General features: G+C 40.7%; 25 protein-coding genes and 1 tRNA gene. 21 read left to right on the top strand and 5 right to left on the bottom strand.

All coding sequences use genetic code 11. The features are described 5' to 3' along the window. Positions 1-75 precede the first annotated feature (75 nt). Positions 76-684, bottom strand: coding sequence for a trimeric intracellular cation channel family protein (locus tag ACUXV2_RS07625; protein WP_446246415.1), 609 nt, complete (start codon positions 682-684; stop codon positions 76-78). A 190-nt stretch (positions 685-874) separates the two neighbouring features. Between ACUXV2_RS07625 and hflX the strand changes: the two genes are divergently transcribed. The 4 genes from hflX to glnA all read left to right on the top strand — a co-directional run bounded on the left by hflX (position 875) and on the right by glnA (position 5,350). After that, positions 875-2,143 (top strand): GTPase HflX, encoded by a 1,269-nt coding sequence (gene hflX / locus ACUXV2_RS07630; protein WP_446246416.1) that lies wholly within the window; start codon positions 875-877, stop codon positions 2,141-2,143. Beyond that, positions 2,143-3,411 (top strand): methionine gamma-lyase family protein, encoded by a 1,269-nt coding sequence (locus ACUXV2_RS07635; protein WP_446246417.1) that lies wholly within the window; start codon positions 2,143-2,145, stop codon positions 3,409-3,411. The genes hflX and ACUXV2_RS07635 overlap by 1 nt, the downstream gene beginning before the upstream one ends. Positions 3,412-3,559: 148 nt before the next feature. Further along, on the top strand, positions 3,560-3,976 hold the full coding sequence (locus tag ACUXV2_RS07640; protein WP_446246418.1) for a MerR family transcriptional regulator: 417 nt from the start codon (positions 3,560-3,562) through the stop codon (positions 3,974-3,976). Between the two features lie 39 nt (positions 3,977-4,015). Continuing rightward, positions 4,016-5,350 (top strand): type I glutamate--ammonia ligase, encoded by a 1,335-nt coding sequence (gene glnA / locus ACUXV2_RS07645; RefSeq protein ID WP_446246419.1) that lies wholly within the window; start codon positions 4,016-4,018, stop codon positions 5,348-5,350. A gap of 120 nt (positions 5,351-5,470) precedes the next feature. Here the strand turns inward: glnA and lexA are convergent, their stop codons facing one another. After that, positions 5,471-6,091, bottom strand: a complete 621-nt coding sequence (lexA, locus tag ACUXV2_RS07650) for a transcriptional repressor LexA (RefSeq protein WP_175989117.1) — start codon at positions 6,089-6,091, stop codon at positions 5,471-5,473. Between the two features lie 159 nt (positions 6,092-6,250). On the opposite strand from lexA, the gene yneA reads away from it, so the two are divergent. The 10 genes from yneA (at position 6,251) to ACUXV2_RS07700 (ending at position 16,602) form a co-directional block, all read left to right on the top strand. Further along, positions 6,251-6,577 (top strand): cell division suppressor protein YneA, encoded by a 327-nt coding sequence (gene yneA / locus ACUXV2_RS07655; RefSeq protein ID WP_446246420.1) that lies wholly within the window; start codon positions 6,251-6,253, stop codon positions 6,575-6,577. A 13-nt stretch (positions 6,578-6,590) separates the two neighbouring features. Continuing rightward, positions 6,591-7,247, top strand: coding sequence for a YneB family resolvase-like protein (locus ACUXV2_RS07660; protein WP_446246421.1), 657 nt, complete (start codon positions 6,591-6,593; stop codon positions 7,245-7,247). 92 nt (positions 7,248-7,339) lie between these two features. Further along, positions 7,340-7,573, top strand: a complete 234-nt coding sequence (locus ACUXV2_RS07665; RefSeq protein WP_446246422.1) for a DUF896 domain-containing protein — start codon at positions 7,340-7,342, stop codon at positions 7,571-7,573. A gap of 560 nt (positions 7,574-8,133) precedes the next feature. Then, entirely contained in the window at positions 8,134-10,137 is a 2,004-nt protein-coding gene (gene tkt / locus ACUXV2_RS07670) for a transketolase (protein WP_446246423.1), read from the top strand. A gap of 128 nt (positions 10,138-10,265) precedes the next feature. After that, positions 10,266-10,721, top strand: coding sequence for a GNAT family N-acetyltransferase (locus ACUXV2_RS07675; RefSeq protein WP_446246424.1), 456 nt, complete (start codon positions 10,266-10,268; stop codon positions 10,719-10,721). A 104-nt stretch (positions 10,722-10,825) separates the two neighbouring features. Beyond that, a complete protein-coding gene (sirA, locus tag ACUXV2_RS07680; RefSeq protein ID WP_446246425.1) occupies positions 10,826-11,263 on the top strand; it encodes a sporulation inhibitor of replication protein SirA in 438 nt (145 codons plus the stop codon). A gap of 84 nt (positions 11,264-11,347) precedes the next feature. Further along, positions 11,348-11,566 (top strand): YneF family protein, encoded by a 219-nt coding sequence (locus tag ACUXV2_RS07685; RefSeq protein ID WP_032088694.1) that lies wholly within the window; start codon positions 11,348-11,350, stop codon positions 11,564-11,566. Positions 11,567-11,767: 201 nt separating this feature from the next. Next, positions 11,768-12,895 carry a CamS family sex pheromone protein gene (locus tag ACUXV2_RS07690; RefSeq protein WP_446246426.1) on the top strand — a complete coding sequence of 376 codons (1,128 nt, stop codon included), beginning with the start codon at positions 11,768-11,770 and terminating at the stop codon, positions 12,893-12,895. 145 nt (positions 12,896-13,040) lie between these two features. Then, positions 13,041-14,789: an ABC transporter transmembrane domain-containing protein gene (locus ACUXV2_RS07695; RefSeq protein WP_446246427.1), complete on the top strand. Its 1,749-nt coding sequence runs from the start codon at positions 13,041-13,043 to the stop codon at positions 14,787-14,789. A gap of 4 nt (positions 14,790-14,793) precedes the next feature. After that, the gene (locus ACUXV2_RS07700) at positions 14,794-16,602 is read left to right on the top strand and encodes an ABC transporter ATP-binding protein (protein WP_446246428.1); all 1,809 of its coding nucleotides are present in this window, start codon (positions 14,794-14,796) and stop codon (positions 16,600-16,602) included. A gap of 68 nt (positions 16,603-16,670) precedes the next feature. Here the strand turns inward: ACUXV2_RS07700 and ACUXV2_RS07705 are convergent, their stop codons facing one another. After that, complete coding sequence (locus ACUXV2_RS07705; protein ID WP_446246429.1) at positions 16,671-16,847, bottom strand: Spo0E family sporulation regulatory protein-aspartic acid phosphatase; 177 nt, start codon at positions 16,845-16,847, stop codon at positions 16,671-16,673. Positions 16,848-17,103: 256 nt separating this feature from the next. Here ACUXV2_RS07705 and ACUXV2_RS07710 point away from each other — a divergent pair, with 256 nt between their 5' ends. From ACUXV2_RS07710 to ACUXV2_RS07725, 4 genes are all read left to right on the top strand, one after another. Next, positions 17,104-17,811: a cytochrome c biogenesis CcdA family protein gene (locus tag ACUXV2_RS07710; protein ID WP_446246430.1), complete on the top strand. Its 708-nt coding sequence runs from the start codon at positions 17,104-17,106 to the stop codon at positions 17,809-17,811. A 119-nt stretch (positions 17,812-17,930) separates the two neighbouring features. After that, entirely contained in the window at positions 17,931-18,293 is a 363-nt protein-coding gene (locus ACUXV2_RS07715; RefSeq protein ID WP_446246431.1) for a response regulator, read from the top strand. A 197-nt stretch (positions 18,294-18,490) separates the two neighbouring features. Further along, positions 18,491-18,970: a CcdC family protein gene (locus ACUXV2_RS07720; protein WP_446246432.1), complete on the top strand. Its 480-nt coding sequence runs from the start codon at positions 18,491-18,493 to the stop codon at positions 18,968-18,970. A 204-nt stretch (positions 18,971-19,174) separates the two neighbouring features. Then, entirely contained in the window at positions 19,175-19,654 is a 480-nt protein-coding gene (locus ACUXV2_RS07725; protein ID WP_446246433.1) for a site-2 protease family protein, read from the top strand. 356 nt (positions 19,655-20,010) lie between these two features. On the opposite strand, the gene ACUXV2_RS07730 is transcribed toward ACUXV2_RS07725, so the two are convergent. Continuing rightward, positions 20,011-20,439 carry a DUF2621 domain-containing protein gene (locus ACUXV2_RS07730; protein WP_446246434.1) on the bottom strand — a complete coding sequence of 143 codons (429 nt, stop codon included), beginning with the start codon at positions 20,437-20,439 and terminating at the stop codon, positions 20,011-20,013. A 335-nt stretch (positions 20,440-20,774) separates the two neighbouring features. Here ACUXV2_RS07730 and ACUXV2_RS07735 point away from each other — a divergent pair, with 335 nt between their 5' ends. Next, positions 20,775-22,103, top strand: coding sequence for an ATP-binding protein (locus ACUXV2_RS07735; RefSeq protein WP_446246435.1), 1,329 nt, complete (start codon positions 20,775-20,777; stop codon positions 22,101-22,103). 75 nt (positions 22,104-22,178) lie between these two features. Here the strand turns inward: ACUXV2_RS07735 and ACUXV2_RS07740 are convergent. After that, positions 22,179-22,275 (bottom strand) — tRNA-Sec (locus ACUXV2_RS07740). Between the two features lie 286 nt (positions 22,276-22,561). Between ACUXV2_RS07740 and ACUXV2_RS07745 the strand changes: the two genes are divergently transcribed. Both ACUXV2_RS07745 and ACUXV2_RS07750 read left to right on the top strand, forming a co-directional pair. Then, positions 22,562-23,089 (top strand): hypothetical protein, encoded by a 528-nt coding sequence (locus ACUXV2_RS07745; RefSeq protein WP_446246436.1) that lies wholly within the window; start codon positions 22,562-22,564, stop codon positions 23,087-23,089. A gap of 125 nt (positions 23,090-23,214) precedes the next feature. Then, positions 23,215-23,352 carry a YvrJ family protein gene (locus ACUXV2_RS07750; RefSeq protein ID WP_334217614.1) on the top strand — a complete coding sequence of 46 codons (138 nt, stop codon included), beginning with the start codon at positions 23,215-23,217 and terminating at the stop codon, positions 23,350-23,352. Positions 23,353-23,504 lie beyond the last annotated feature (152 nt).

Consider the following 23,504-nt stretch of genomic DNA (forward strand, 5'->3'; position numbering starts at 1 on the left):
TATTAAGAGCCTACTCTCAAATTGTTCGTCTTTATGTGGTAGTTTTTTAGTTTTGTCCCAGCCTCTTCTATTCTGTCACCCTTGTGCACGGAGACTTCTATTCGGTAATCGCCATTTATATAAATAAGAAAGAACACGTAATGATGTTGTCAGTATGAATAACGTATACAATTCAAATGAAGAACTTGTGATGCCGAGCCCCACTGCAGCCCCGCACATGACTGCCCAGACCGCATATATTTCAGAGCGCAAAACAAGCGGCTTTCTTCCCGCCAGAAGGTCACGGATAATCCCTCCGCCGCTTCCGGTCAATACCGCAGCCACTATGACTGCAGAAAGGGGATGGCTCATCTCAGAAGCATATAGAGCACCTTGGATTGCAAACGCAGAAAGACCTACAGCATCAAAGAAATTGCCCCAGCGCCTCCAATGTTTTAACAGGTTATTCGGAAACATAAAAACAGCTGTAATGGCTAAAAGGGCAATTTGAAACAACATTCCCTGTTCCCATAAAGCAGAGACCGGAACACCGATAAGTAAATTCCTGATAGCCCCTCCGCCAAATGCGGTAACAATCCCTAATATATATACTCCAAGTATGTCATATTCTTCTTCCATGGCAATGATGGCTCCGGATACAGCAAATGCAATGGTTCCGATGATGCTCAGTACTTCCCAGGTCATACCTATACCTCCTAACCTTTATACGTAATCTATGTAGATTATAGACTGCTCTCTGTCATGCAAACATACTGATTTTAACACGAAAATATTCAATTGCAACCATTTTTCATGACTTTAAACATAGAGTTTGTGAATTACTTTTGATAAGATGGGATTTATATAACAATATCAATCGAAAGAAGGGTGTTTTTTGAAAAAAGATGTAAAGGAAAAAATCCTGTTAGTCGGTTGTCAGTTAGAAGAAGATGACCTCCGCTTTCGATATAGCATGAAAGAGCTTGAAGAATTGACACAGACCGCTCAGGGGGAGGTCCTCGCCGTATTATCTCAAAAAAGGGACCGGATTCACCCCAGTACATATATAGGAAAAGGAAAGGTAGAAGAACTGGCGGCGTTGGAAGAACAGTTTGAACCTGACATCATCATTTTCAATGATGAACTTTCCCCCAGCCAGATACGGAATCTTTCTAAGGAACTGGATGCGAGGATCATCGACCGCACTCAGCTTATTTTGGATATTTTCGCTCAACGGGCCAGGTCCCGTGAAGGAAAGCTGCAAGTTGAACTCGCGCAGCTGCAGTATCTGCTCCCCCGTTTAATCGGACAAGGCACCTCCTTATCGAGGCTGGGCGGGGGTATCGGGACAAGAGGCCCAGGTGAAACAAAGCTCGAAAGCGACAGGAGGCATATCCATCGGAGAATCGATGACATTAAAAAGCAGCTTCAGACAATAGTGGAACACCGGGAAAGATATCGGGAAAGAAGGAAGAAGAATAAAACCTTTCAGGCTGCCCTGGTAGGCTATACGAACGCAGGTAAGTCAACCTTATTCAACCGACTTTCGATAGCTGATTCCTATGAAGAAAACCAGTTGTTTGCCACATTGGATCCAATGACAAGGAAGATGGTTTTACCAAGCGGCTATCATACCTTACTGACGGACACCGTCGGATTCATTCAAGATCTGCCGACCTCCCTGGTAGCTGCCTTTCGCTCCACTCTTGAAGAAGTAAAAGAAGCGGATCTCCTTTTGCATGTAGTGGACAGTTCGAATCCGGATTATCATCAGCATGAACAAACCGTTCAATCTCTTCTTAAAGACCTTGGGATGGAAGGGCTGCCAGTGCTGACGGTTTACAATAAGAGGGATATACGTCATGCTGAGTTTGTGCCAGTCAGTGGTACAGACCAGATCATGATCAGTGCCATCGACTCTGACGATCGAAAACAGCTATTGTTAAAAGTAGAGGAGAAGGTTAAGGATCAAATGGATTCCTATCATGTCTTTGTACCTGCAAGTGAAGGGAGGATCCTCTCTCAGCTTAAGAATGAAACCATCTTAAAGAAACTTGAATTCATGGAGGAATCCCAATCTTATGAAATAGCCGGGTATCATCTAGAAGATCACCATATTAGTGGAAGCATCAAGAAATTTCAAAAGCAGAAGGGAAGCAAGTAATGTTTGAACAACTAATACACGGAGAGGTATTGAAACCTCTAGCAAATAATGTGGAAAATTCAATTCACCCTATTCATAAACTGATTGATGAACAAGCTGAGCAGAACCAGTTTAAAGTGCTCAGATCGTTTCAGAAACATAAAGTAAGTGACTCGCATTTCATACCGTCTACCGGATATGGGTACGACGATATCGGCCGGGACACGCTCGAAAGTATTTATGCAGATGTACTCGGTGGGGAAGCAGGATTGGTCAGGCCGCAGATCATTTCCGGAACTCATGCCATCTCCATTGCTTTATTTGGTGTGTTAAGACCTGGTGATGAGTTAGTATATATAACTGGTAAGCCTTATGATACCCTTGAAGAAATAGTAGGTATTAGGGGAGAAGGGACCGGTTCACTTAAAGATTTCAACATATCATATGAATGTGTAGACCTGGATCCTTCCGGAAAAGTGGATTTTACACAAGTTCAGAAAACAATCTCCCCAAAAACGAAAATGGTTGGGATCCAACGTTCAAAAGGTTATGCCAACCGTCCTTCTTTTACAATTGAAGAAATAAAAGAAATGATTCACTTTGTCAAAGAGATCAACCCGAACATTGTCGTGTTCGTGGATAATTGTTACGGAGAATTCGTGGAGGATCATGAGCCATGTCATGTCGGGGCTGACCTTATGGCCGGTTCATTAATAAAAAATCCGGGTGGCGGTCTGGCTAAGACAGGCGGTTATATTGTAGGGAAAAAGGGATTGGTGGAAGCCTGCTCATACAGAATGACGTCTCCGGGCATCGGAGCGGAAGCGGGTGCTTCCCTCTATAGTCTGCAAGAGATGTACCAAGGATTTTTCCTTGCACCCCATGTAGTGGCACAGTCCTTGAAAGGAGCTGTTTTCACTTCAGCCATGCTGACTGAGTTAGGGATGAATACCAATCCTTCCCCCGGGGACAAACGGACAGATCTCATACAATCCGTTCAATTCGATGATAAGGAAAAGATGGTCGCTTTTTGCCAGGCCATCCAGTTTGCATCACCAATCAATTCTCATTTTACTCCTTATCCGAATTATATGCCCGGATATGAGGATGACGTCATCATGGCTGCAGGTACATTCATCCAGGGATCAAGCATCGAACTATCGGCAGACGGACCGATCAGGCCTCCATACACCGCGTATGTGCAAGGCGGGCTGACCTATTCGCATGTTAAAATAGCTGTATGCACTGCCATAGATAAATTGATTGATAAAGGTTTAATAACCATATAAAACGGATATTAAAGTAGTAATTGGATAGTCTAAAATCGACTATCCTTTTCTTCTGAGTTTTCATGTAAGAATTTCTAACATTTCATTGACAGAACATCTGACATTACATATAATGAAGACATGAAGGAAAAGAAAAGGAGGAATCGGGATGAGTGGAAGTGAAATTCGTCGAACGATGGCATTGTTTCCTATAAGTATTGTCATGCAGCTCACGGACTTAACGGCTCGTCAGATTCGATACTACGAAGAACATGAGTTGATTACTCCTGCAAGAACAGAGGGGAATCGTAGACTCTTTTCCTTGAATGACATTGATAAACTATTAGAAGTTAAGGATTTGTTAGATCAAGGGGTGAATATGGCAGGTATCAAAAAGATATTCTCTGTGTCTGCCATGGATGAAAAGAAAGTAGTATCTGAAACAAGCAAGCAGGAGGAAGAAAAAGCACGACAGGATCTTTCCGACGAACAGCTGCGAAAATTACTCCGAAATGAATTGATGCATTCCGGAAAGTTAAATCGGGCTTCCTTGCGCCAGGGAGATATGTCACGCTTTTTTCATTAATAAATAACCTTTAATTAAATCTGAGGAGGAATTACGTAAATGGCAAAGTATACTCGTGAAGATGTGATTAGATTAGCGAATGAAGAGGGTGTTAAGTTCATTCGTCTGCAATTCACTGACATTTTGGGGACGATCAAGAATGTAGAGATCCCTTTCAGTCAGTTAGAAAAAGCGTTAGATAACAAAATGATGTTTGATGGATCTTCGATTGAAGGATTCGTACGCATCGAAGAGTCTGATATGTACCTTTTCCCAGACCTTGACACATGGCTTGTATTCCCATGGACAGCGGAAAAAGGGAAGGTTGCACGCTTAATCTGTGATATCTATAATCCGGATGGAACTCCATTTGAGGGTGATCCGCGTAACAACCTTAAGCGAGTACTTAAAGAAATGGAAGAGCTTGGATTTTCTGATTTCAATCTGGGGCCTGAACCGGAATTCTTCCTCTTTAAATTAGATGTAAATGGTGAACCTACACTTGAATTGAATGATAATGGCGGTTATTTTGACCTTGCACCTACAGACTTAGGTGAAAACTGCCGTCGTGATATCGCGCTTGAATTAGAAGAAATGGGCTTTGAAATCGAAGCATCTCACCATGAGGTTGCTCCTGGTCAGCACGAAATCGATTTCAAATACGCCAACGCGTTGAAATCATGTGATGACATCCAAACATTCAAGCTTGTTGTAAAAACAATTGCACGCAAGCACGGTCTTCACGCTACATTCATGCCAAAACCGTTATTCGGTGTAAATGGTTCAGGTATGCACTGTAATATGTCCCTGTTCAAAGAAGGTCAAAATTCATTCTTCGATGAAAAAGGAGATCTTCAGTTAAGTGAAACTGCACGTCAATTCCTTGCAGGTATCATTAAACATGCTACTGCATTCACTGCCATCACCAATCCAACAGTGAATTCATACAAGCGTCTTGTACCTGGCTATGAAGCTCCTTGTTATGTAGCATGGTCTGCACGAAACCGCAGCCCGCTGATCCGTATCCCTGCATCCCGTGGAATCAGTACACGTGTTGAGGTGCGTAGTGTCGATCCAGCGGCTAACCCATACTTGGCAATGTCAGTTCTGCTTGCTGCAGGTTTAGATGGAATCAAGAATAAATTAGAGGCTCCTAAGCCAATTGACAGAAACATTTATGTTATGGATAAAAAAGAGCGTGAAGAAGCAGGAATCATCGATCTTCCAGCGACTCTGCATGCTGCATTAGAAGAACTGAAGAAAGATGAAGTCATCATCGGATCCCTTGGTGGACACATCTTCGAACACTTCGTGGAAGCGAAAGAGATCGAATGGGATATGTTCCGTACACAAGTACATCCTTGGGAGAGAGAACAATATATCCAAATGTACTAAGAAGCATTTTAAAGAAACGAACAAAAAGCCAGCGCCTAATCCGGCGCTGGCTTTTTGTTTTTGTATGAATTTTGTATAAAGGGAAAATAAAAAACGCTAATGAGATAGCGTTTTTTAAAATTAATGAACTTGTCGATAGACACCGATGACTTTACCTAAAATAGATACATTTCGTAAGATGATCGGACTCATTGTTGAGTTTTCCGGCTGAAGTCTCACAAAATCTTTTTCTTTGAAAAAACGTTTAACTGTTGCTTCATCCTCTTCAGTCATTGCAACTACGATGTCGCCATTGTTAGCGGTCTGTTGTTGTCTCACAATGACGAAGTCCCCATCCAGAATACCAGCTTCAATCATACTGTCTCCCATGATTTCAAGCATGAAGACCTGTTCATCTGAAGGAGCCAGGCGTTCAGGCAGCGGAAAGAATTCCTCGACATTTTCGACCGCCGTAATAGGTTGGCCTGCCGTTACTTTACCAATCAACGGGACATTAACCACTTTTTGACGAGGGATGGTATCCTCTTCTAAATCAAGAATCTCAATTGCCCTTGGCTTGGTGGGATCACGGCGGATGAGTCCTTTGCTTTCAAGTCTTGCCAGATGGCCATGCACCGTGGAACTGGAAGCCAAACCGACAGCTTCGCCGATTTCGCGGACTGAAGGCGGATAGCCTTTTTCTTTCACAGATACTTTAATGTATTGAAGTATGTCTTGCTGTCGTTTAGACAATTTAGTCATGTTCACGCACCTCTATTATCGATCTTATGTTCCCATTATAGCATGTCTTTCCATATGATACAAACATAAGTTCGAATTTTCGGTTGACACCAAACGAATGTTCGTATTACAATCAAATTACAAAGAACAGAACAAACATTCGCATGGGGGTCATTTTATATGTTATCGCTAATTTGGAATCGTTTCTCTTACATAATCATTCTTTTTGTATTATCTTTTTTATCAGCCGGCTATTTATTTTTAACCACAGGAAGCGAGCCTTACTATGAAACAGTTACTGTGAGTAAGGGTGATACTCTCTGGACAATTGCAGAAAAATTTGAAGGGGAATATTCCATGAGCAGGGAAGAGTTCATTAAATGGGTCGGAGAAGAAAATAATCTTATTTCTTTCTCTATCGAACCGGGAATGTCCCTGGTTTTACCGGTGGAATCTTCAACTTTCCCGACCCACTCGGATTTACAGCTTGCCATGAATAACGAATAGAGGGTGAGAGTATATGAAAGCAGCAGTTTACTGCAGGGTAAGCACAAAGAAAGACACACAGGAAACCTCACTGGAAAGACAGGAAGCAGAATTGGTGAAGCTTGCAGAGGAACATCAATTTGAAGTGGAAGCTGTCATTAAGGATCAGGCAAGCGGCTTTGAATTGGACCGCCCGGGAGTCCTTATGCTGCTGGATTTAATAAAAGATAAGTCCATTGATGCAGTGCTGATTCAAGATGAAACAAGAATTGGAAGAGGAAATGCAAAGATTGCATTAATACATTGCATATTAAAGGAAGATGTAAAGATCATTAGTCAGACTCATAGCGGGGAGCTGCATTTATCCGAATCAGACTCGATGGTCATCAATATTGTCAGCATGGTAGAAGAGTATCAGAGAAAGCTCCATAACCTAAAAATTAAAAGAGGTATGAAAAGAGCGGTTGAAAATGGATTCCGTCCTCATCAAAACTTAAAAAACAAGGGGAATCTGGAAGGCAGGGAGCGAATTGAAGTTCCGGTTGAAGAAATTGTGCGACTGAGAAAGAACGAGCTGACGTTTGCTGAAATTGCTGCTACTTTGAGAGGGTTTGGGTATAATATATCAAAAGCGACAGTACATAGAAGATTCAAAGAGTATACTGAAGCTGAAGCACAGCGAGAAACATGACCCTTGTCATATAGGCTATTATCTAGTAACATATCGGTATATTTCAAAGAGTTTCAAGTACCCGGATAATAGCTATAAAGGAGTTTTTAAATATGCTTTCAAAGAATAAGATGAATAGAATAAATGAGCTGGCAAAGAAGGCAAAAGCCAGTGGCCTGACCGAAAGTGAAGCAAAGGAACAAACGAAGTTAAGAAAAGAGTACCTGGAGACATTCCGTCAATCAATGAAAGGTACGATAGAAAACACCCGGATCTTCGACTCAGAGGGCAACGAAGTAACCCCTAAGAAAGTCAAAGAAATCCAAAACAAACGAAAAATGCATTAATAGAAATAAGATCAGGTCATCATGGTTGAAATCATGATGACTTTTTTGTTTGCTTTCCAAAAGTTATGACAAAGAATGTTTATTGAGAATTAGCTCATTCCAGCTGTTGGTTGGAGTGCAAGACGTAGACTCCTATCAGAAAAGCGGAAGGGCTTTGTTCAGAGGCGGGTGGCATAAGACGAATCGGCCTAGAAGGCGCTCTTTTGCCTTCTTGGTCGATTTGGCTTATGACATGTGCCTCTAAGCCCTGTAGCTGGACAGTTGAAACCCCATAAAGTCTCTTCACCCTGGCTCAACGCCCGCCCGAGGAAAGCGAAGTCTTGCACGGAAATCAACAGCGGTGTAATATTTTCATTTCTAAATAATAAGCAAACGTTATTAATGATTTGGAGTTATTACAATCAAGAAATTTCAAAGCATAGTTACCATTGAAATATACTTTTAAAGGGGTTTTTATTTCTCAACATAACAAAGTCATGTTATCATTCAAGTTAGTTGTATAAACTACCAAAGAAGATTAATATTAATAAGGAAGTATGAAAAGGAAGGATGTCTGACATATGTTTGATAATACAGACCAATTAGCAATTAATACAATACGTACATTATCGATCGATGCAATTGAAAAAGCAGGTTCCGGACACCCGGGTATGCCGATGGGTGCAGCGCCGATGGCGTATGCTCTATGGACACGCTTCATGAACCATAACCCAAAAAACCCTGAATGGTTTAACAGAGACCGTTTTGTTTTATCTGCAGGACATGGTTCTATGCTCTTATATAGCCTATTACATTTATCAGGTTATGATGTGTCAATGGACGACCTTAAGGAATTCCGCCAATGGGGAAGCAAAACACCGGGACACCCTGAATTCGGTCACACACCAGGTGTTGAAGCCACTACTGGACCTCTTGGCCAAGGGATTGCGATGTCTGTCGGAATGGCGCTTGCAGAAAGACATTTGGCTGCAGCCTACAATAAAGATAAGTACAATCTTGTTGACCATTATACATACTCGATTTGCGGTGATGGTGATTTAATGGAAGGTGTTTCTTCTGAAGCAGCATCTTTAGCAGCTCACCTCAAACTTGGACGCTTGGTTGTTCTTTACGATTCGAATGATATTTCGTTGGATGGAGATTTAGATAAATCTTTCTCTGAAAGTGTTAAAGGCCGTTTTGAATCATATGGCTGGCAATATATCAGGGTGGAAGACGGTAATGATCTTGAGGAAATCTCAAAAGCAATCGAAGAGGCTCAATCCGACACTGCACGTCCGACGATGATTGAAGTCAAGACTGTTATCGGATATGGTGCACCAAATAAGTCAGGTAAGTCAGATGTTCACGGTGCTCCGCTTGGTGAAGAAGAAATGAAGCTGACTAAAGAAGCGTATAAATGGACCTTTGAACAGGATTTCCATGTGCCTGACGAAGTGTACAGCCGCTTTGAAGAACAGATTCAACAAACAGGCTCCCAAAAAGAAGAGGAGTGGGCAAACCTCTTCAAGAAATACAAAGAAGAGTATCCTGAACTGGCAGTTCAATTAGAAGCTGCGATCAAAGGTGAGCTTCCTGAAGGCTGGGATAGTGAAATTCCTGTGTATGAAGAAGGTTCATCATTGGCAAGCCGTGCTTCTTCCGGAGAAGTGTTAAATGCCATTGCAAAAAAACTTCCGTCCTTCATCGGGGGATCTGCAGATTTAGCAGGTTCCAACAAAACAATGATTAAGGGAGAGGCAGACTTCACTCCTGAATCTTATGAAGGTAAAAACATCTGGTTCGGTGTCCGTGAATTCGGAATGGGTGCAGCCATGAATGGAATGGCTTTACATGGCGGCCTGAAAGTCTTCGGCGGAACATTCTTTGTATTCAGTGACTATTTAAGACCGGCAATCCGTCTAGCTGCACTTATGGGTCTTCCTGTAACATATGTGTTCACGCATGACAGTATTGCTGTAGGGGAAGATGGACCAACACATGAACCGGTCGAACAACTTGCATCACTTCGCGCGATGCCTAACCTGTGTGTGATCAGACCGGCTGACGGAAATGAAGTAGCGGCCGCTTGGAAGCTTTCCATGGAAAGTACAGATCAGCCTACAATGCTTGTGTTATCACGTCAGAACCTTCCTACTCTGAAAGGGACTGCAGATAAAGCATATAACGGAGTGGAAAAAGGTGCGTATGTGGTTTCCCCGGCAGGTAAAGAACAGCCGGATGCATTATTGCTTGCTACAGGTTCGGAAGTAAGCTTGGCTGTAGATGCACAAAATGCGTTGGAAAAAGACGGCATCAGTGTTTCTGTTGTAAGTATGCCTTCTTGGGACCGCTTTGAAAAGCAGTCTAAGGAATATAAGGATTCCATCCTTCCTAAGGGTGTAACGAAGCGTCTTGCCATTGAGATGGGCTCACCGCTTGGTTGGGATCGTTATGTAGGTACAGAAGGAGATATTCTTGCGATCAATGGATATGGCGCCTCTGCACCTGGAGAAAAGGTACTTGAAGAATACGGTTTTACAACGGATAATGTAGTATCAAGAATCAAAGCATTACTACAATAAGTTTCAATCAACTTTCGGGCTAACTCCTTAGGAGGCAACTTCTCTTGGGAGTTGGCCTTTTTTGATGCACTCATCTAATGTGTGGATGCAGTTTTTCAACCGTATGGAAAAGGAGGAGCATATCGGAGATGGAGTTAATACGAGAAAGTCAAAATGGCCGTACAGAGTTTATCCCGCTCCTTCTGATAGGAGATGAGTCAGAAGAAATGATCATGAATTACTTACATGATGGCGATATCTATACTATTTGGGATCGAGGTGAGAGAATCGGCATCATTCATGTTCTCCCTCACTCTCCCATTTCAGCTGAAATAAAAAACATTGGTCTATTGAACGGCTTTCAGGGAAAGGGTATTGGAAAAAAGGTGATGAAGCTTTTAGAAGAAATCCTTGTAAAAGACGGGGTTTTGGACTTGAGTGTCGGCACGGCAAACAGCAGTATTGAAAACCTCGCATTTTATCAAAAATGCGGATTTAGGATAGATGAGATAAAACAAGACTTTTTCCTGCAATATCCCCGTCCGATCGTTGAAAATGGTATAAGGGCATTAGATATGCTTGTTTTAAAAAAATCAATAGGGTGAGATGAACTTCGACAAAACTAGTGCAATTTCTCTACAATTTCTGACATGGTCGCATTCTATCTTCCTTTATACTAGATAGAAGGAAATGTAGGGGGGATAAAAAGGTGAGAAGTTATCAAATCTATTGGATCGAAGAACCATTTGCCAACCACTACTATGGACGTGAACGAATGTTTTTTGACCTTTTTTCAGATTGGGAAGCAAGCTGCGGAGAACTCAATCAAATCATCGCTAAACAAGTAGACTTCATCACTAAGCCTATTCCTTACCTTCCTACACAAAGAATCTTGCAGCATGAACTGGTAAAGGTTGAAGGTTCAAGGTGGATAGATACTACTGCCAGGATTGAAAGAAATGATTCGGGAGCAACCCTTTTATTGAATGAAAAATGCATGCTGATAGAAGCGTGGGGTCCCCATGACTGCGAGTATATATTTTTCGAAATCTTAAGAAGGAACATGGGCCAATTACTCGCCATTGATCTGAAAAATGAGCGGTATGGCTGGTTGAAGCCCATAAAACAAAGAAAATTTATATATTAATAAGAAATTATGACAGAAATATTGTATAATGTTCCTTGGTTTAGTACACTTTTATAAGGACAACATGAAGGAGGAAGTAAGAACATGTCAACTTGGCTAGTTGTTCTAGTTGCAGTTATAGCATTACTTGCAGGAATTGCACTAGGATTTTTCATCGCTCGCAAATACATGATGAGCTACTTAAAGAAAAACCCGCCTATTAATGAACAAATGCTTCGCATGATGATGATGCAGATGGGTCAGAAACCATCACAGAAGAAGATCAATCAAATGATGAACGCAATGAACAAGAATATGAAGTAATAGGTCAGAGCACTCACAATGATGAGTGCTTTTTCTATTTATGGTCTCATCTTATGCACGGCCCTGAAAACAGAAGGAAGCACATTCATACCTTCTATCAGCCTGCAGGAGAGGAGAGAATGAATTCATATGGAAAAACTTCATCTTTATTATTCAGTATAAAAAAGAATTTATGATAGAATAAGGTGCGGAGGGAGACAAATGAAAAAATGGATGATTGCTTCACTTTCACTTTTGGTTTTATTGTCAGGTTGTAATAATAATAAAACCCAAGAAGTGATCGATGAAGAAACACTTGAAATACAAGACAGTGCGGCCAGCGAGGCCCGTGAATACTTAACCTATAAAATCAATAAGCAGAAGAAATCCGTAAACAGGGGTTTAATCACTATGATGATAAATAACCGCAGTGATATGGATGAAATCGAGACTGGTCTGATGTCTTTGTCAAAAGATCATTTTTCTCCGGAGGATTATGTTTATCAAGAAGGGCAGTATTTGGATAAAATCAGTTCATGGTTAGGCAGAGAATCGAAGGATAATAAGGAAGGTCTCAATCCGGCCATAAAGATTACTGAAGATATGGGCTGGGAAGAGAGAATCGAAAGAGAAAAGAAAGACCCTATGTACCTTGCCTATATACACGAGCAGAATTATGTTGATTCCAAGGGTAAGATCCAAGGAATTTCGTTAGGGTTTGCAATGAACAAGATTGATTACATACGTGTAAAAGATTCCAAAGGGTTAATGCATTTTGATGAGAAGGTCATCGATGATAAAGTGCTTGAAGAATACGGAAAGGAAGCTGCCAAAAAAGTCGTCAGCAGGATTCGGTCGATAAAAGAATTAAAAGAAGTACCGATTTTTATTTCAATCTACAAACTACAGCCGATAAATAGTGTGGTTCCCGGCACCTATTTCACAAGCAGCTTTGTTGATGATAATGACAAAACGATCAAAAAATGGGAAGAGATTAAAGAGAAGTATTATTACTTCCCAAGTAAGGAAGGGGAAGAAAAAGATCGTGACCTTCAGAACCGCATCAGGGATCTGGAAGATTACGTGTCGAGTTATTTTTCACATCAGGATATCGAATTTGTGGGTAAAGCTTTGTACAAAAAAGATAACTTGAACCAACTGGTCATTGATGTACATACAGGAATGGTCAAAGAAACCGAGCTTGTAGGGTTTGCCCAGGCAATCGGACCGGAAATTGTCGACTATTTTCCTCATATGCCCGTATATCTCTATGTGAAAACACCAAAAGGATTAAAAGCCACAATTGTAAAAGAAGTGGATCAAGAACCATTTGTCGAAATCCACGAATAATAGGAACATCATGCAGGGGCAGCCTTTTAAAAGGCTGCTCTTTTTGTTTGATGATTTTACGCTGCTCCTGAAAAATAAAGATTTCTCAATTTTAGAATATTTGGTAAAATAAAGAGTCATTTATTATATCTGCGGAGGATTTGATATGAAGGTCTTTTTAGATTTGAAATGGTTCTTTATTCAAGAAAAAAAATCGTACTTAACGGGGATTGTCATCCTCTTGTTTGTAGCTTTACTACAGTTGATTCCTCCGAAAATCGTCGGGATCGTCGTAGACAGCATCAAAAACAATAATCTGACTGCAGAACAGCTGATGAAATGGGTGCTCATTCTCACAGGAACAGCCCTTTCTATGTATGGTTTGCGCTTTATATGGCGTATCATGATATTCGGTTCGGCCACCAAGCTGTCCCGCTTGCTAAGAAATCGCTTGTATCACCATTTTACAAAAATGTCCCCTTCTTTTTATCAAAAAAGGAGGGTCGGGGATCTTATGGCTCATGCTACGAATGATTTACAAGCGATCCAGCAGACGGCTGGGGCAGGCGTCCTGACATTGGTCGATTCTCTTGCTACGGGAGGTTTTGTGATCATCGCCATGGCATTTACAATCAGTTGGAAGCTGACTCTGATTGCGCTCATCCCGATGCCGTTTATGGCCCTGTTGACGAATTACTACGGTACGCTTCTCCATAAACGTTTTCATAAAGCCCAAGAAGCGTTTTCGGCTTTAAATGACAAGACTCAGGAAAGTGTCTCTGGTATTAAGGTGATCAAAACATTTGGCCAGGAAGATGAAGATATTGAATCCTTTAACATACAATCCAGGGATGTGGTAGAGAAAAATGTTGCCGTAGCGAAAGTGGATTCTTTATTCGATCCGACCATTTCCATCATTGTAGGCATCTCATTTTTCCTATCCATTGTTTTTGGGTCCAGACTGGTCGTGAATGGAGAGTTGACGATAGGTGAATTGATATCTTTCACCACCTATTTGGGATTGTTGATATGGCCGATGCTCGCTTTCGGCTGGCTCTTTAATATTGTAGAAAGAGGCAGGGCGTCCTATGACCGGGTATCCAATCTGTTAAGTGAGGATATAGAAATTAAAGATAGAGAAAATGCACTGGATGTCTGTCCTTCAGGGGATATCGAGTATCGCGTCGAATCATTTTCTTTTCCGGGTGAAGAAAAGACGGCATTGGAGGATATCCATTTCAAAGTGGAGAAAGGCAGTACCATCGGAATCGTTGGAAAAACAGGTGCAGGTAAAACGACGATATTACGTATGCTCTTAAGAGAGTTTGACGGGTATAGAGGAAACATATTATTCGGCGGACATTCGATAAATGAGTATAGACTGGCAACTTTGCGGGAAGCGATCGGATACGTCCCGCAAGACCATTTCTTGTTTTCTTCAACCATATTTGACAATATCGCATTTTCTGATCCAACCACCGATCCCCGCCAGGTGGAAGAAGCGGCAAAGATTGCACAAATCCATGATGATATCATGGGATTCACCCATGGATATGGGACCATAGTGGGGGAAAGGGGCGTCTCCTTGTCAGGTGGACAGAAACAGCGAATCTCAATAGCCAGGGCACTTCTGATGGATCCCGAAGTCCTGCTCCTGGATGATTCTTTGTCAGCGGTGGATGCCAAGACGGAAGAAGCCATTTTATCTTCTTTAAGGAAAAACAGATCAGGAAAGACTACCATCATCACCGCACATAGACTTAGTGCCATTCAACATGCAGACCTTATTGTCGTATTTGAAGGCGGAAGAATTGTTGAACGGGGGTCTCATGAAGAATTGATGGATCTTAAAGGTATTTACAGGGAAATGTATATCAGGCAGCAGTTAGAAGAGCTCGTGGAGCATGGGGGGTAAGGGAATGGAAAAAGTACCAGCGATGACATCAGCCAGGCAGCGTGAAATTTTCTTCCGTTTAATGAAATATACAAAACCTCATAAAAAGAAAATCTTCACGGCTTTTTTACTATTATTGTTAACGACCATAGGTGATGTGTTCGGTCCGATCATCATTAAAGTCTTCATCGATGATTACTTGACGCCGAGAGAGTTTCCCTATGGACCTCTTGTCGCTTTGGGGTCGGCGTATTTACTGATCCAAATAGGAAATGTTCTGATTTCATACTTCCAATTATTAAAATTCCAGGAAATTGCATTAACAATCATTCAACAGCTGCGGGTGGATGTTTTTACAAAGGTTCAAAGCCTTGGTATGAAGTATTTTGATAAAACCCCTGCAGGCAGTATCGTATCACGGGTGACAAATGATACCGAGGCTATCAAAGATATGTTCGTAAGTGTCATGGTTTCTTTCATTCAGGGAGCATTTTTACTAACGGGGATCTTTATTGCGATGTTCGTCCTTAATCCGAAGCTCGCGCTCTTTTGTTTATTCATATTACCCCTTATCCTCTATATCATGGTTCTTTACCGCAAATATAGTTCGATATTCTATCAAGATATGAGGGAGAGGCTTAGCCAATTAAATGCAAAATTGAGTGAGTCATTGCAAGGAATGTCGATCATCCAAGTATTCAGGCAGGAACATAGGATGCGTGAGGAATTTGGTGATATCAATGAGAAGCACTTCTTAGCTGGGATGAAGAATATTAAAGTGGACGGATTGCTTTTAAGGCCCGCGATCGATCTTGTTTATGTTGCAGCGCTGATTGTGGTTCTAAGTTTTTTTGGTATTACATCATTTAATCAGCCAATAGAGATCGGGGTCCTTTATGCATTCGTAAACTATCTTGACCGCTTTTTTGAACCGGTTAATCAAATCATGATGCGGCTCTCCATGTTTCAGCAAGCAATCGTTGCTTCTTCAAGGGTTTTTACATTATTGGATGAGGATGAAGTATCCCCTTCACAAACTTCAGAAGGCGTTCATAAAGAAATTGAAAAGGGGCAAATCACGTTTAAAGATGTATCTTTCTCTTATGATGGACATAAAGAGGTGCTGAAAAATATCTCTTTTACTGCCAAACCCGGTGAGACTGTAGCGCTTGTGGGTCATACCGGCAGTGGAAAGAGTTCGATTATTAATTTATTGATGAGATTTTATGAATACTCTTCAGGAGAAATTTTAATAGATGGAAAGTCCATCAGATCCTATCCAATGAATGAGCTGAGGGGAAAGATGGGTCTGGTGCTTCAAGATCCATTTCTCTTTTATGGAACAATCAAGGATAATATCAAGCTTCATAACAAAACCATAACCGAAGAAGAAATGATGGAAGCAGCGAGATTTGTTCAAGCAAACGTATTCATAGAGGAGCTTGAAGACGGTTATTCCAGCAAAGTAGTCGAACGGGGGGCCACACTATCCAGCGGGCAGCGGCAGCTGATTGCTTTTGCCAGAACGATTGCGACCAAACCCAAAATCCTGGTCCTCGATGAAGCGACGGCAAATATTGATACTGAAACTGAGGAAGCAATCCAGACAGCGTTGTCCAAGATGAGGAAGGGCAGAACCACCATCGCTATTGCTCATCGCCTGTCAACGATTCAAGATGCAGATACCATCCTTGTACTGCACCAAGGTGAGATAGCAGAGAGAGGTACGCATCAGGAATTGCTCTTAAAGAAGGGGATTTATCATAAGATGTTTTTATTGCAGAATGGACTGGTTGAAGGAATGGAAGATGTAGTTTCTAAAGGGATTTCATGAAATTGAAAAGCAGACCGGATGCCGGTCTGCTTTTTCATTCTATGAATACATGTATGCGTTACTGGTTATCAGCTTACTTGCGTCGAATATTTTTTTATGTAGGTTGTATTGTAACTGTTCAATAGTAAATCCAATTCTTGACTGTATTGAATGGCTTGTGGTGACGATAGTCCATTTTCGGCAACTATAGCAATCAATTGAGCACGCTTTTTTTCAATACGTTCCAGAAGCTCTTGTTTAGACACGGCTGTTTCCTTTCTTTTGTAGTTCCTTACATAAGGAATACAAAACTAGTAATAACTGTAACTTTTTATTAGTATAACGAAAAAGGGATAAATTTTCAAAGCTAAAATAACTTTTTAAAGTCGTTGAAACATGTTTGGAAAGTGGCAAATGAATTTGTAATTGAATGGTCACAAATCGTTCACAGAATAGATTCTCATAGTATAAGCGATTGTTTGATAGAATAGATATATACAAACAAAAACAGGAGTTGTGATTATGGCAGATATCAACCTATTTCTGGCTTTCGGTGCGGGATTTTTAAGTTTTATTTCTCCATGCTGCCTGCCTCTATATCCGGCATTCCTATCCTATATTACAGGGATGAGTGTCAGTGAATTAAAAGCGGACAATGCCATGCTCCAAAGAAGAAGCATGATACATACCATATTGTTTCTGTTGGGCTTTTCAGTCATATTCATCGCGATCGGATTCGGTACATCCTTTATCGGGGAGTTCTTCCTCGACTATAAAGATTTAATCCGCCAGCTCGGGGCAATATTTATTGTTGTGTTCGGATTAGTGGTCATCGGTGTATTCACTCCTGAAATGCTGATGAAAGATCGCAGAATCGAATTTAAAAACAGGCCATCGGGATTTATTGGCTCTGTATTGATTGGGATGGCGTTTGCAGCCGGATGGACACCGTGTACAGGACCCATTCTTGCCTCGGTACTTGCGCTTGCAGCAACAAACCCAGGTTCAGGGGTATTATACATGACAGCTTATGTGCTTGGTTTCGCTATCCCATTCCTAATCCTTTCTTTCTTCATCGGGAGAATGCAGTGGATCAGAAAAAACAGTGCAAAAATCGTCAAGATCGGCGGTTATATCATGATTATCGTCGGTATTATGCTTTTCTTTGATTGGATGACTGTCATTCTTTCTTATTTCACTTCTATATTCGGGGGCTTTACAGGGTTCTAAGCGTATTCATGAGAATTTAAAATGGAATATTTTTCTGAAAAATGATATAGTAAGGACGTGAATAGGACTAAAGTATCATAAAATGGATGCGGCGAAAGCTCTTACGAGGAGGAACACCTGTGGCAACAATACTTGTAGTGGATGATGCGAAGTTTATGAGAATGACATTGGGGAATATGCTGGCATCAAGCGGACACACTGTAGTAGGGGAAGCGGAAAATGGAGCGGAAGCTGTGGAAAAGTATGGCGAACTTCAGCCTGACCTGGTAACGATGGATATTACCATGCCAGAGATGGATGGGATCGAAGCAGTGAAGAGAATCCTTGATGAGTATCCTAAAGCGAAAATCATCATGTGCTCGGCCATGGGGCAGCAAAGAGTCGTAGTTGAAGCGATTGAATGCGGCGCCAAGGATTTTATCGTAAAACCTTTTGATGAGGTAAGAGTGGTAGATGCAATAAAGAGAGTTTTAGGTTCATAATGGGGGAGGGAGGTTGATTCAACCTCTCTTTTTGATGTCCGGCTCCGACATCCGGCCACTTGAGGCGTTTCGGTCCTCCCTCAGATGCTTGCAGGGGCTGGACATGCTGCTTAACCTTTTCATTGTTGTTTTCGTTTTCATGCGAAATAAGCTATAATGGTAAAGTAAATAAGTAGAGAGTAAAAGGATGATCGTTTATGATGATTGCTTCATCCATCGTAGCAATATGTATGGGATTTTTTGTTTTATTTATTCGAATGAAGGCACAGAAAAAGCCGGTTAGCGCTAAAAAGATTATTTTGCCCCCGCTATTTATGAGTACAGGCGCATTAATGTTTGTTTTTCCTTTTTTTCGCGTTACGCCGCTGGAACTGTTAGAAGCACTGACTGTGGGAATGTTGTTTTCCATTTTACTGATAAAAACGTCTAAATTTGAAATACGGGACAATGATATTTATTTGAAACGATCCAAAGCATTTGCATTTATACTGATCGGTCTTCTTATCATCAGGATAGTCGCCAAATCGATTTTGAGTACATCAATCGATTATGGTGCACTCAGCGGCATGTTCTGGATCCTCGCATTCGGGATGATCGTCCCTTGGAGAATTGCCATGTATATTCAATATCGAAAACTGTATCAGGAGAATCGCGACTTTACTACAAATTCCATTTGAATGAGTTTGAAAAACGGGACAAAATGATTTCATTTTGTCCCGTTTTTTTTATGGAGTGAATTTAAAAGATTTATGTTGATGTTAGTAAATCTTTTAGATAGTAAAAAGAGTGTTACGTTTTTCTTACAATGCAAAAAAATATGAGTAAGGTTTTTTCTTCAGGGGAAGAGGGAGAGAAACATACATAAAAAAGGGGTTGTCGAGTTGTTTACTTTACATGATATTTGGACGTTTTTTCTCGCCTTTTTTTTAACACTGCCGCTAGTGACCATTGTACATGAAGCAGGCCATGTATTAGTGGCCAGGATATTCGGAGCGAAGATAAAATTTGCAATAGGTACCGGGAAAAAATTATTTAATATAGGACCTCTTGAGGTCAATAGGATGTATTTCATGGAAGGATGGTGTCAATACACTGAACTGAAATACAATAAAGTGTGGTCACATGTGCTGATCTATTTATCAGGCAGCCTCTTTAACCTTATGGTCATTTTAATGATTAATTTTCTCATCTACCAAGGTGTTATTCCCGTTCACATCTTTTTCTATCAATTCGTTTACTTTTCTGTATATTTCATCTTTTTTTCACTATTCCCTTATCGGAATGGGGAAGGAAAGCCAAGTGATGGACTAGCTATCTATGACGTAATCAAATATGGAAAAGCGGCAGACCCTATAGATTAATACGAAAGCGGAGGCGGCTGGCCCAGAGGCGACAAGCATAAGGCGAGCCTGTCGTGAAGGCGTTCTTTGCCTTCATGGCAGGATTGACTTATGACCTCGAGCCTCTAGCAGCCGCAGCTGGATGAGACAAAAGCGGAGGCGGCTCTCTCAGCGGCGTCAATGCATGAAGGAAGCTTTCAGGAAACAACTCTTAGGAAGAAAAGAAAATAAAAAAGGTAAACGATATGAATCGTTTACCTGCGGTTTGCTTTTTTCCATCTCCTAAACAGGAAAACAGCAGCCACTGTAAAAATGATGTATAAAATAATTGGAATCACTAGAATAGACCCCATACTGTTCATTCCTTTTTCAATAATTTAAAATAAGTGCTCATAAGGAGCTACGTCAATCCTCATGTCATCCAGTTTTTTTCTCAGGAATTTATGGTCACGTCTTGGAGTAGCCATGATGTAACCTTTTATCACCAGTTCCTGTGAAATGGAAGGTGCATTTTCCTTGAGTGCCAATTCCCCTATTTTACCTGCGATTTTTTGCTTCGCAACATCTCTGAATAGCTCAGGAACGGGAGTGACTAATTCATTCAGCATCTTTTTTTCCTGATCGCCCCATAAATGAATCGTTTCATTTACATAATATTCTTCCCAGTCCATATCTGATTTTCCATCTTCCTTAGGAAACCTTTTTAAAAATTTCCGAAACATAAAGAATCCGCCGATGGCAAAGGAAGCCATCAAGAAAACCACCCAAAAAAGGATAAAGTATAAAAACCATCCGTCAAGCTGCATGCTTTCACCTCATTTTTCTAAGCGCTTTCGTCGAAAACTGCTGAAATGGCGGCATTCAACCATTCAATTCCTGTCAATTCTCCAAAAAATCCGGAATTTTTTCATCATATCAGTTAAATAGTGAATACGTACAGTATCTCAAAAAAAGCATATGTATCGTCTTTCATTATAGACAACGTAAAAGGATGTGACAAGAATATCATCATAAATCTAAAAGATACCTATACTGTTCTTAATAAGAAATGATATACTAATAAATAACAAATATCGTGAAAATTCTTTCTTTTTCGATTGTCATCTATTTTTAGCTGGATTTGGAAGGAAGGGGAAGTCAAATGACAAAGTATAAAGGCAGAATCTTGTTTGTTTTAACAGGAGCTCTATTGATCATTGTTTGGGATTTCATTTACTATTTTGTTCTTAACTATTCCTTCAACCTGCAAGTTGATTTGCTTTTTGGAACGCTTATTTTGTTCATCGGATATTACACCGGAAAAAATTACGATGAAAGCAATGAAACCGTCTCGGCACTAAGTAAAAGTGAAGAGAAAATAAGAAGGTTAAACGAAGAGCTGCAGCTAGTCCTGCAAAACATTTCAGATGTGGTGTTTCACACAAATTCAAAAGGGGAATTTCAATTCCTGAATCAATCCTGGGAAGATTTAACGGGTTACAGCCTCAAAGAAAGCTTACATAAAAATGCACTTCATTTCATTTCACTCCATGAACGTCATGAATTCCTTCGTGTGCTGAGAAGAAGCATCAGTGATAAGAAAGAAAAAGCGAAGATGGATTTTTCTTTTCAGATGAGGAATGGGCAGTTTCGATGGGGAGAAGTAAATATCAAGCTGAACTATAATGAAGACGGAGAACTGGCTGGCACCGTTGGCACGATATCCGATATAACAGAAAGAATACATAATGAAGAAGAGTTACTAGAAATGAATGAGACCCTTGCTATCGAATCCCAGAAGCTTTCAGTTGCGGGACAATTGGCAGCCGGCATTGCACATGAAGTGAGAAACCCTCTTACATCCATTAATGGTTTTCTGCAACTTTTAAGGGATGATGCAGATGAAAAGACGAAGGAGTATCTCGAAATCGTATTTTCTGAAATTAAGAGAATTGAGCTCGTACTCAGTGAATTATTGATTTTGGCAAAACCTCAATCCGTCACTTATAAACGAATCAATATTGTTGAAACACTCGATCATGTGGCGAAGCTGCTCAATACAAATGCCATTCTTTACAATATAGAGATACAAACCGCATTTATGCAGCGAGAATTATACATAAAAGGGGACGAAAATCAGCTGAAACAGGTTTTTATAAACCTCGTAAAAAATGCAATCGAAGCAATGCCGCATGGAGGCAGTATAACGATACAGGCAGGTTTAACTGAATACAATAAAGTGGAACTGACATTTAAAGATGAAGGGATAGGGATGAAAAAGCATATCCTTGATAAGCTGGGAGAACCGTTCTTTACGACGAAAACCAAGGGAACCGGCCTTGGCCTGACGATCTGTCTGCGCATCCTAAGAGATCATTCAGCTGATATAAACGTACACAGTGAAGAAGGGGAAGGAACGACATTTTCAATCAGATTTGACGCTGTACAGCAGCAAGAAAGGAAAAAGAGGGAACAAGTACAGAATGTATAATTGATAAAGAAGTTTTGGGGGGAGTCTCCTGAAGCTTCTTTTTTTTCGGAGGAAGTTGAAAGAAGAAGGAAAGATTGGCGGGACTGCCTGGGAATCGAACCCAGCGGAGACGGCACGCGCCTCCCAAGAGGTTTTGAAGACCTAGGCAAGCACCAGCTCTACAATCAGCCCCGTGTTTAATAATCTACATAAGTTATATCATGTTGCCGACGTTTATTCAAACAAAATCAAAAAGATAGCACTCCCATAAACCGGACTTTAATGGCATTACAAATTGCTTATTTATTTCAACTATTTGTAAAATTAGAACTTTGGTGAAAGTAGAAAATATTTCTTTACCAACCGTTCAGCGCCGTGATAAGATACTTTCTGCCGGCTGATAATGGAAGAAGAAAGCGATTACTTAGCTTTATCTCCCGCACAATTCATGCATAAGAGACAGAAAGGGGATATGAACTATGAAAAAATTATGGTTCTTAGGTTTAGGTTTATCTTTATTCTTGGTTGGATGTTCTGATACTGGTTCCGAAGAAGGAAAAGAAAAGGAATCTGCAGAAACAAGTGAGGAAAATACAAACGCAGCTGGGGAATTAATGGATTTTTATCTTAATTTAACTACCACAGTTAATGGTACCGATATTGACTTGAATGGATACGAAGCAGCAGTTGGTGGAGAAACACCGCCGACGGGTGATGAGCTTGCAAAGCTAGAAGATGCAGCTGCAATGTCAGCTGAGGAAACGGCTAAAGCAGTGGAAAGTACAGAAATTCCATCTGGACTTGAAGACTATAAAAAAGACATCGAAGAATTTAAAGCAACATTGGCAGAGTCTTATACGATGAAAGCCGAGGCTTTGAAAAAAGAGGGAGAAGCTGATCTTACAGCAGCTGATGAAAAAATGATCGAAGCTGAAAATCAGATTAAAGCAATCCTTGATAAAGCTGGGTTAGTAAGCTCCAGCTTAATGAACGACTTAAACGGTTAATAAGAATTGACCCGTACGTATGTATGGAAAACGAATCCTTTATCAAAGGGTTCGTTTTTTTTATTGATAATGGTGTCCTACTTCCTTTCATTCCCCTATATAGAGAATGAAAGGAGGTAAATGTCATGGAGTCCATTATTCCTTTTATCTCTGAGGTCGGATTTCCGATTGTGGTGACGATGTATCTGCTTTATCGTATAGAAACGAAGCTGGATGCAGTTGTGACATCCATTCAGACTCTTCCTCAAAGAATGAAAGAGTAGGAAAAGGGAGGCCATTGGCCTCTCTTTATAATAGTGGAAAAATATAGTATTCCATTATATGATTAGAACGAGTGTTCCGGTTTGGAAACAATTCCTTTTCCGGGTATTTTCATATTTTGTTATAATTCAAGATAGTGAACAGGTAGAGAGGA

The sequence above is a fragment of the Rossellomorea sp. NS-SX7 genome, from assembly GCF_052828565.1.

Coding starts and splice junctions, on each gene's coding strand:
- ACUXV2_RS07625 (WP_446246415.1), bottom strand. CDS start 684: ATGACCTGGGAAGTACTGAGCATCATCGGAACCATTGCATTTGCTGTA.
- ACUXV2_RS07635 (WP_446246417.1), top strand. CDS start 2,143: ATGTTTGAACAACTAATACACGGAGAGGTATTGAAACCTCTAGCAAAT.
- ACUXV2_RS07640 (WP_446246418.1), top strand. CDS start 3,560: ATGAGTGGAAGTGAAATTCGTCGAACGATGGCATTGTTTCCTATAAGT.
- glnA (WP_446246419.1), top strand. CDS start 4,016: ATGGCAAAGTATACTCGTGAAGATGTGATTAGATTAGCGAATGAAGAG.
- lexA (WP_175989117.1), bottom strand. CDS start 6,091: ATGACTAAATTGTCTAAACGACAGCAAGACATACTTCAATACATTAAA.
- yneA (WP_446246420.1), top strand. CDS start 6,251: ATGTTATCGCTAATTTGGAATCGTTTCTCTTACATAATCATTCTTTTT.
- ACUXV2_RS07660 (WP_446246421.1), top strand. CDS start 6,591: ATGAAAGCAGCAGTTTACTGCAGGGTAAGCACAAAGAAAGACACACAG.
- ACUXV2_RS07665 (WP_446246422.1), top strand. CDS start 7,340: ATGCTTTCAAAGAATAAGATGAATAGAATAAATGAGCTGGCAAAGAAG.
- tkt (WP_446246423.1), top strand. CDS start 8,134: ATGTTTGATAATACAGACCAATTAGCAATTAATACAATACGTACATTA.
- ACUXV2_RS07675 (WP_446246424.1), top strand. CDS start 10,266: ATGGAGTTAATACGAGAAAGTCAAAATGGCCGTACAGAGTTTATCCCG.
- ACUXV2_RS07685 (WP_032088694.1), top strand. CDS start 11,348: ATGTCAACTTGGCTAGTTGTTCTAGTTGCAGTTATAGCATTACTTGCA.
- ACUXV2_RS07690 (WP_446246426.1), top strand. CDS start 11,768: ATGAAAAAATGGATGATTGCTTCACTTTCACTTTTGGTTTTATTGTCA.
- ACUXV2_RS07695 (WP_446246427.1), top strand. CDS start 13,041: ATGAAGGTCTTTTTAGATTTGAAATGGTTCTTTATTCAAGAAAAAAAA.
- ACUXV2_RS07700 (WP_446246428.1), top strand. CDS start 14,794: ATGGAAAAAGTACCAGCGATGACATCAGCCAGGCAGCGTGAAATTTTC.
- ACUXV2_RS07710 (WP_446246430.1), top strand. CDS start 17,104: ATGGCAGATATCAACCTATTTCTGGCTTTCGGTGCGGGATTTTTAAGT.
- ACUXV2_RS07720 (WP_446246432.1), top strand. CDS start 18,491: ATGATGATTGCTTCATCCATCGTAGCAATATGTATGGGATTTTTTGTT.
- ACUXV2_RS07730 (WP_446246434.1), bottom strand. CDS start 20,439: ATGCAGCTTGACGGATGGTTTTTATACTTTATCCTTTTTTGGGTGGTT.
- ACUXV2_RS07735 (WP_446246435.1), top strand. CDS start 20,775: ATGACAAAGTATAAAGGCAGAATCTTGTTTGTTTTAACAGGAGCTCTA.
- ACUXV2_RS07745 (WP_446246436.1), top strand. CDS start 22,562: ATGAAAAAATTATGGTTCTTAGGTTTAGGTTTATCTTTATTCTTGGTT.
- ACUXV2_RS07750 (WP_334217614.1), top strand. CDS start 23,215: ATGGAGTCCATTATTCCTTTTATCTCTGAGGTCGGATTTCCGATTGTG.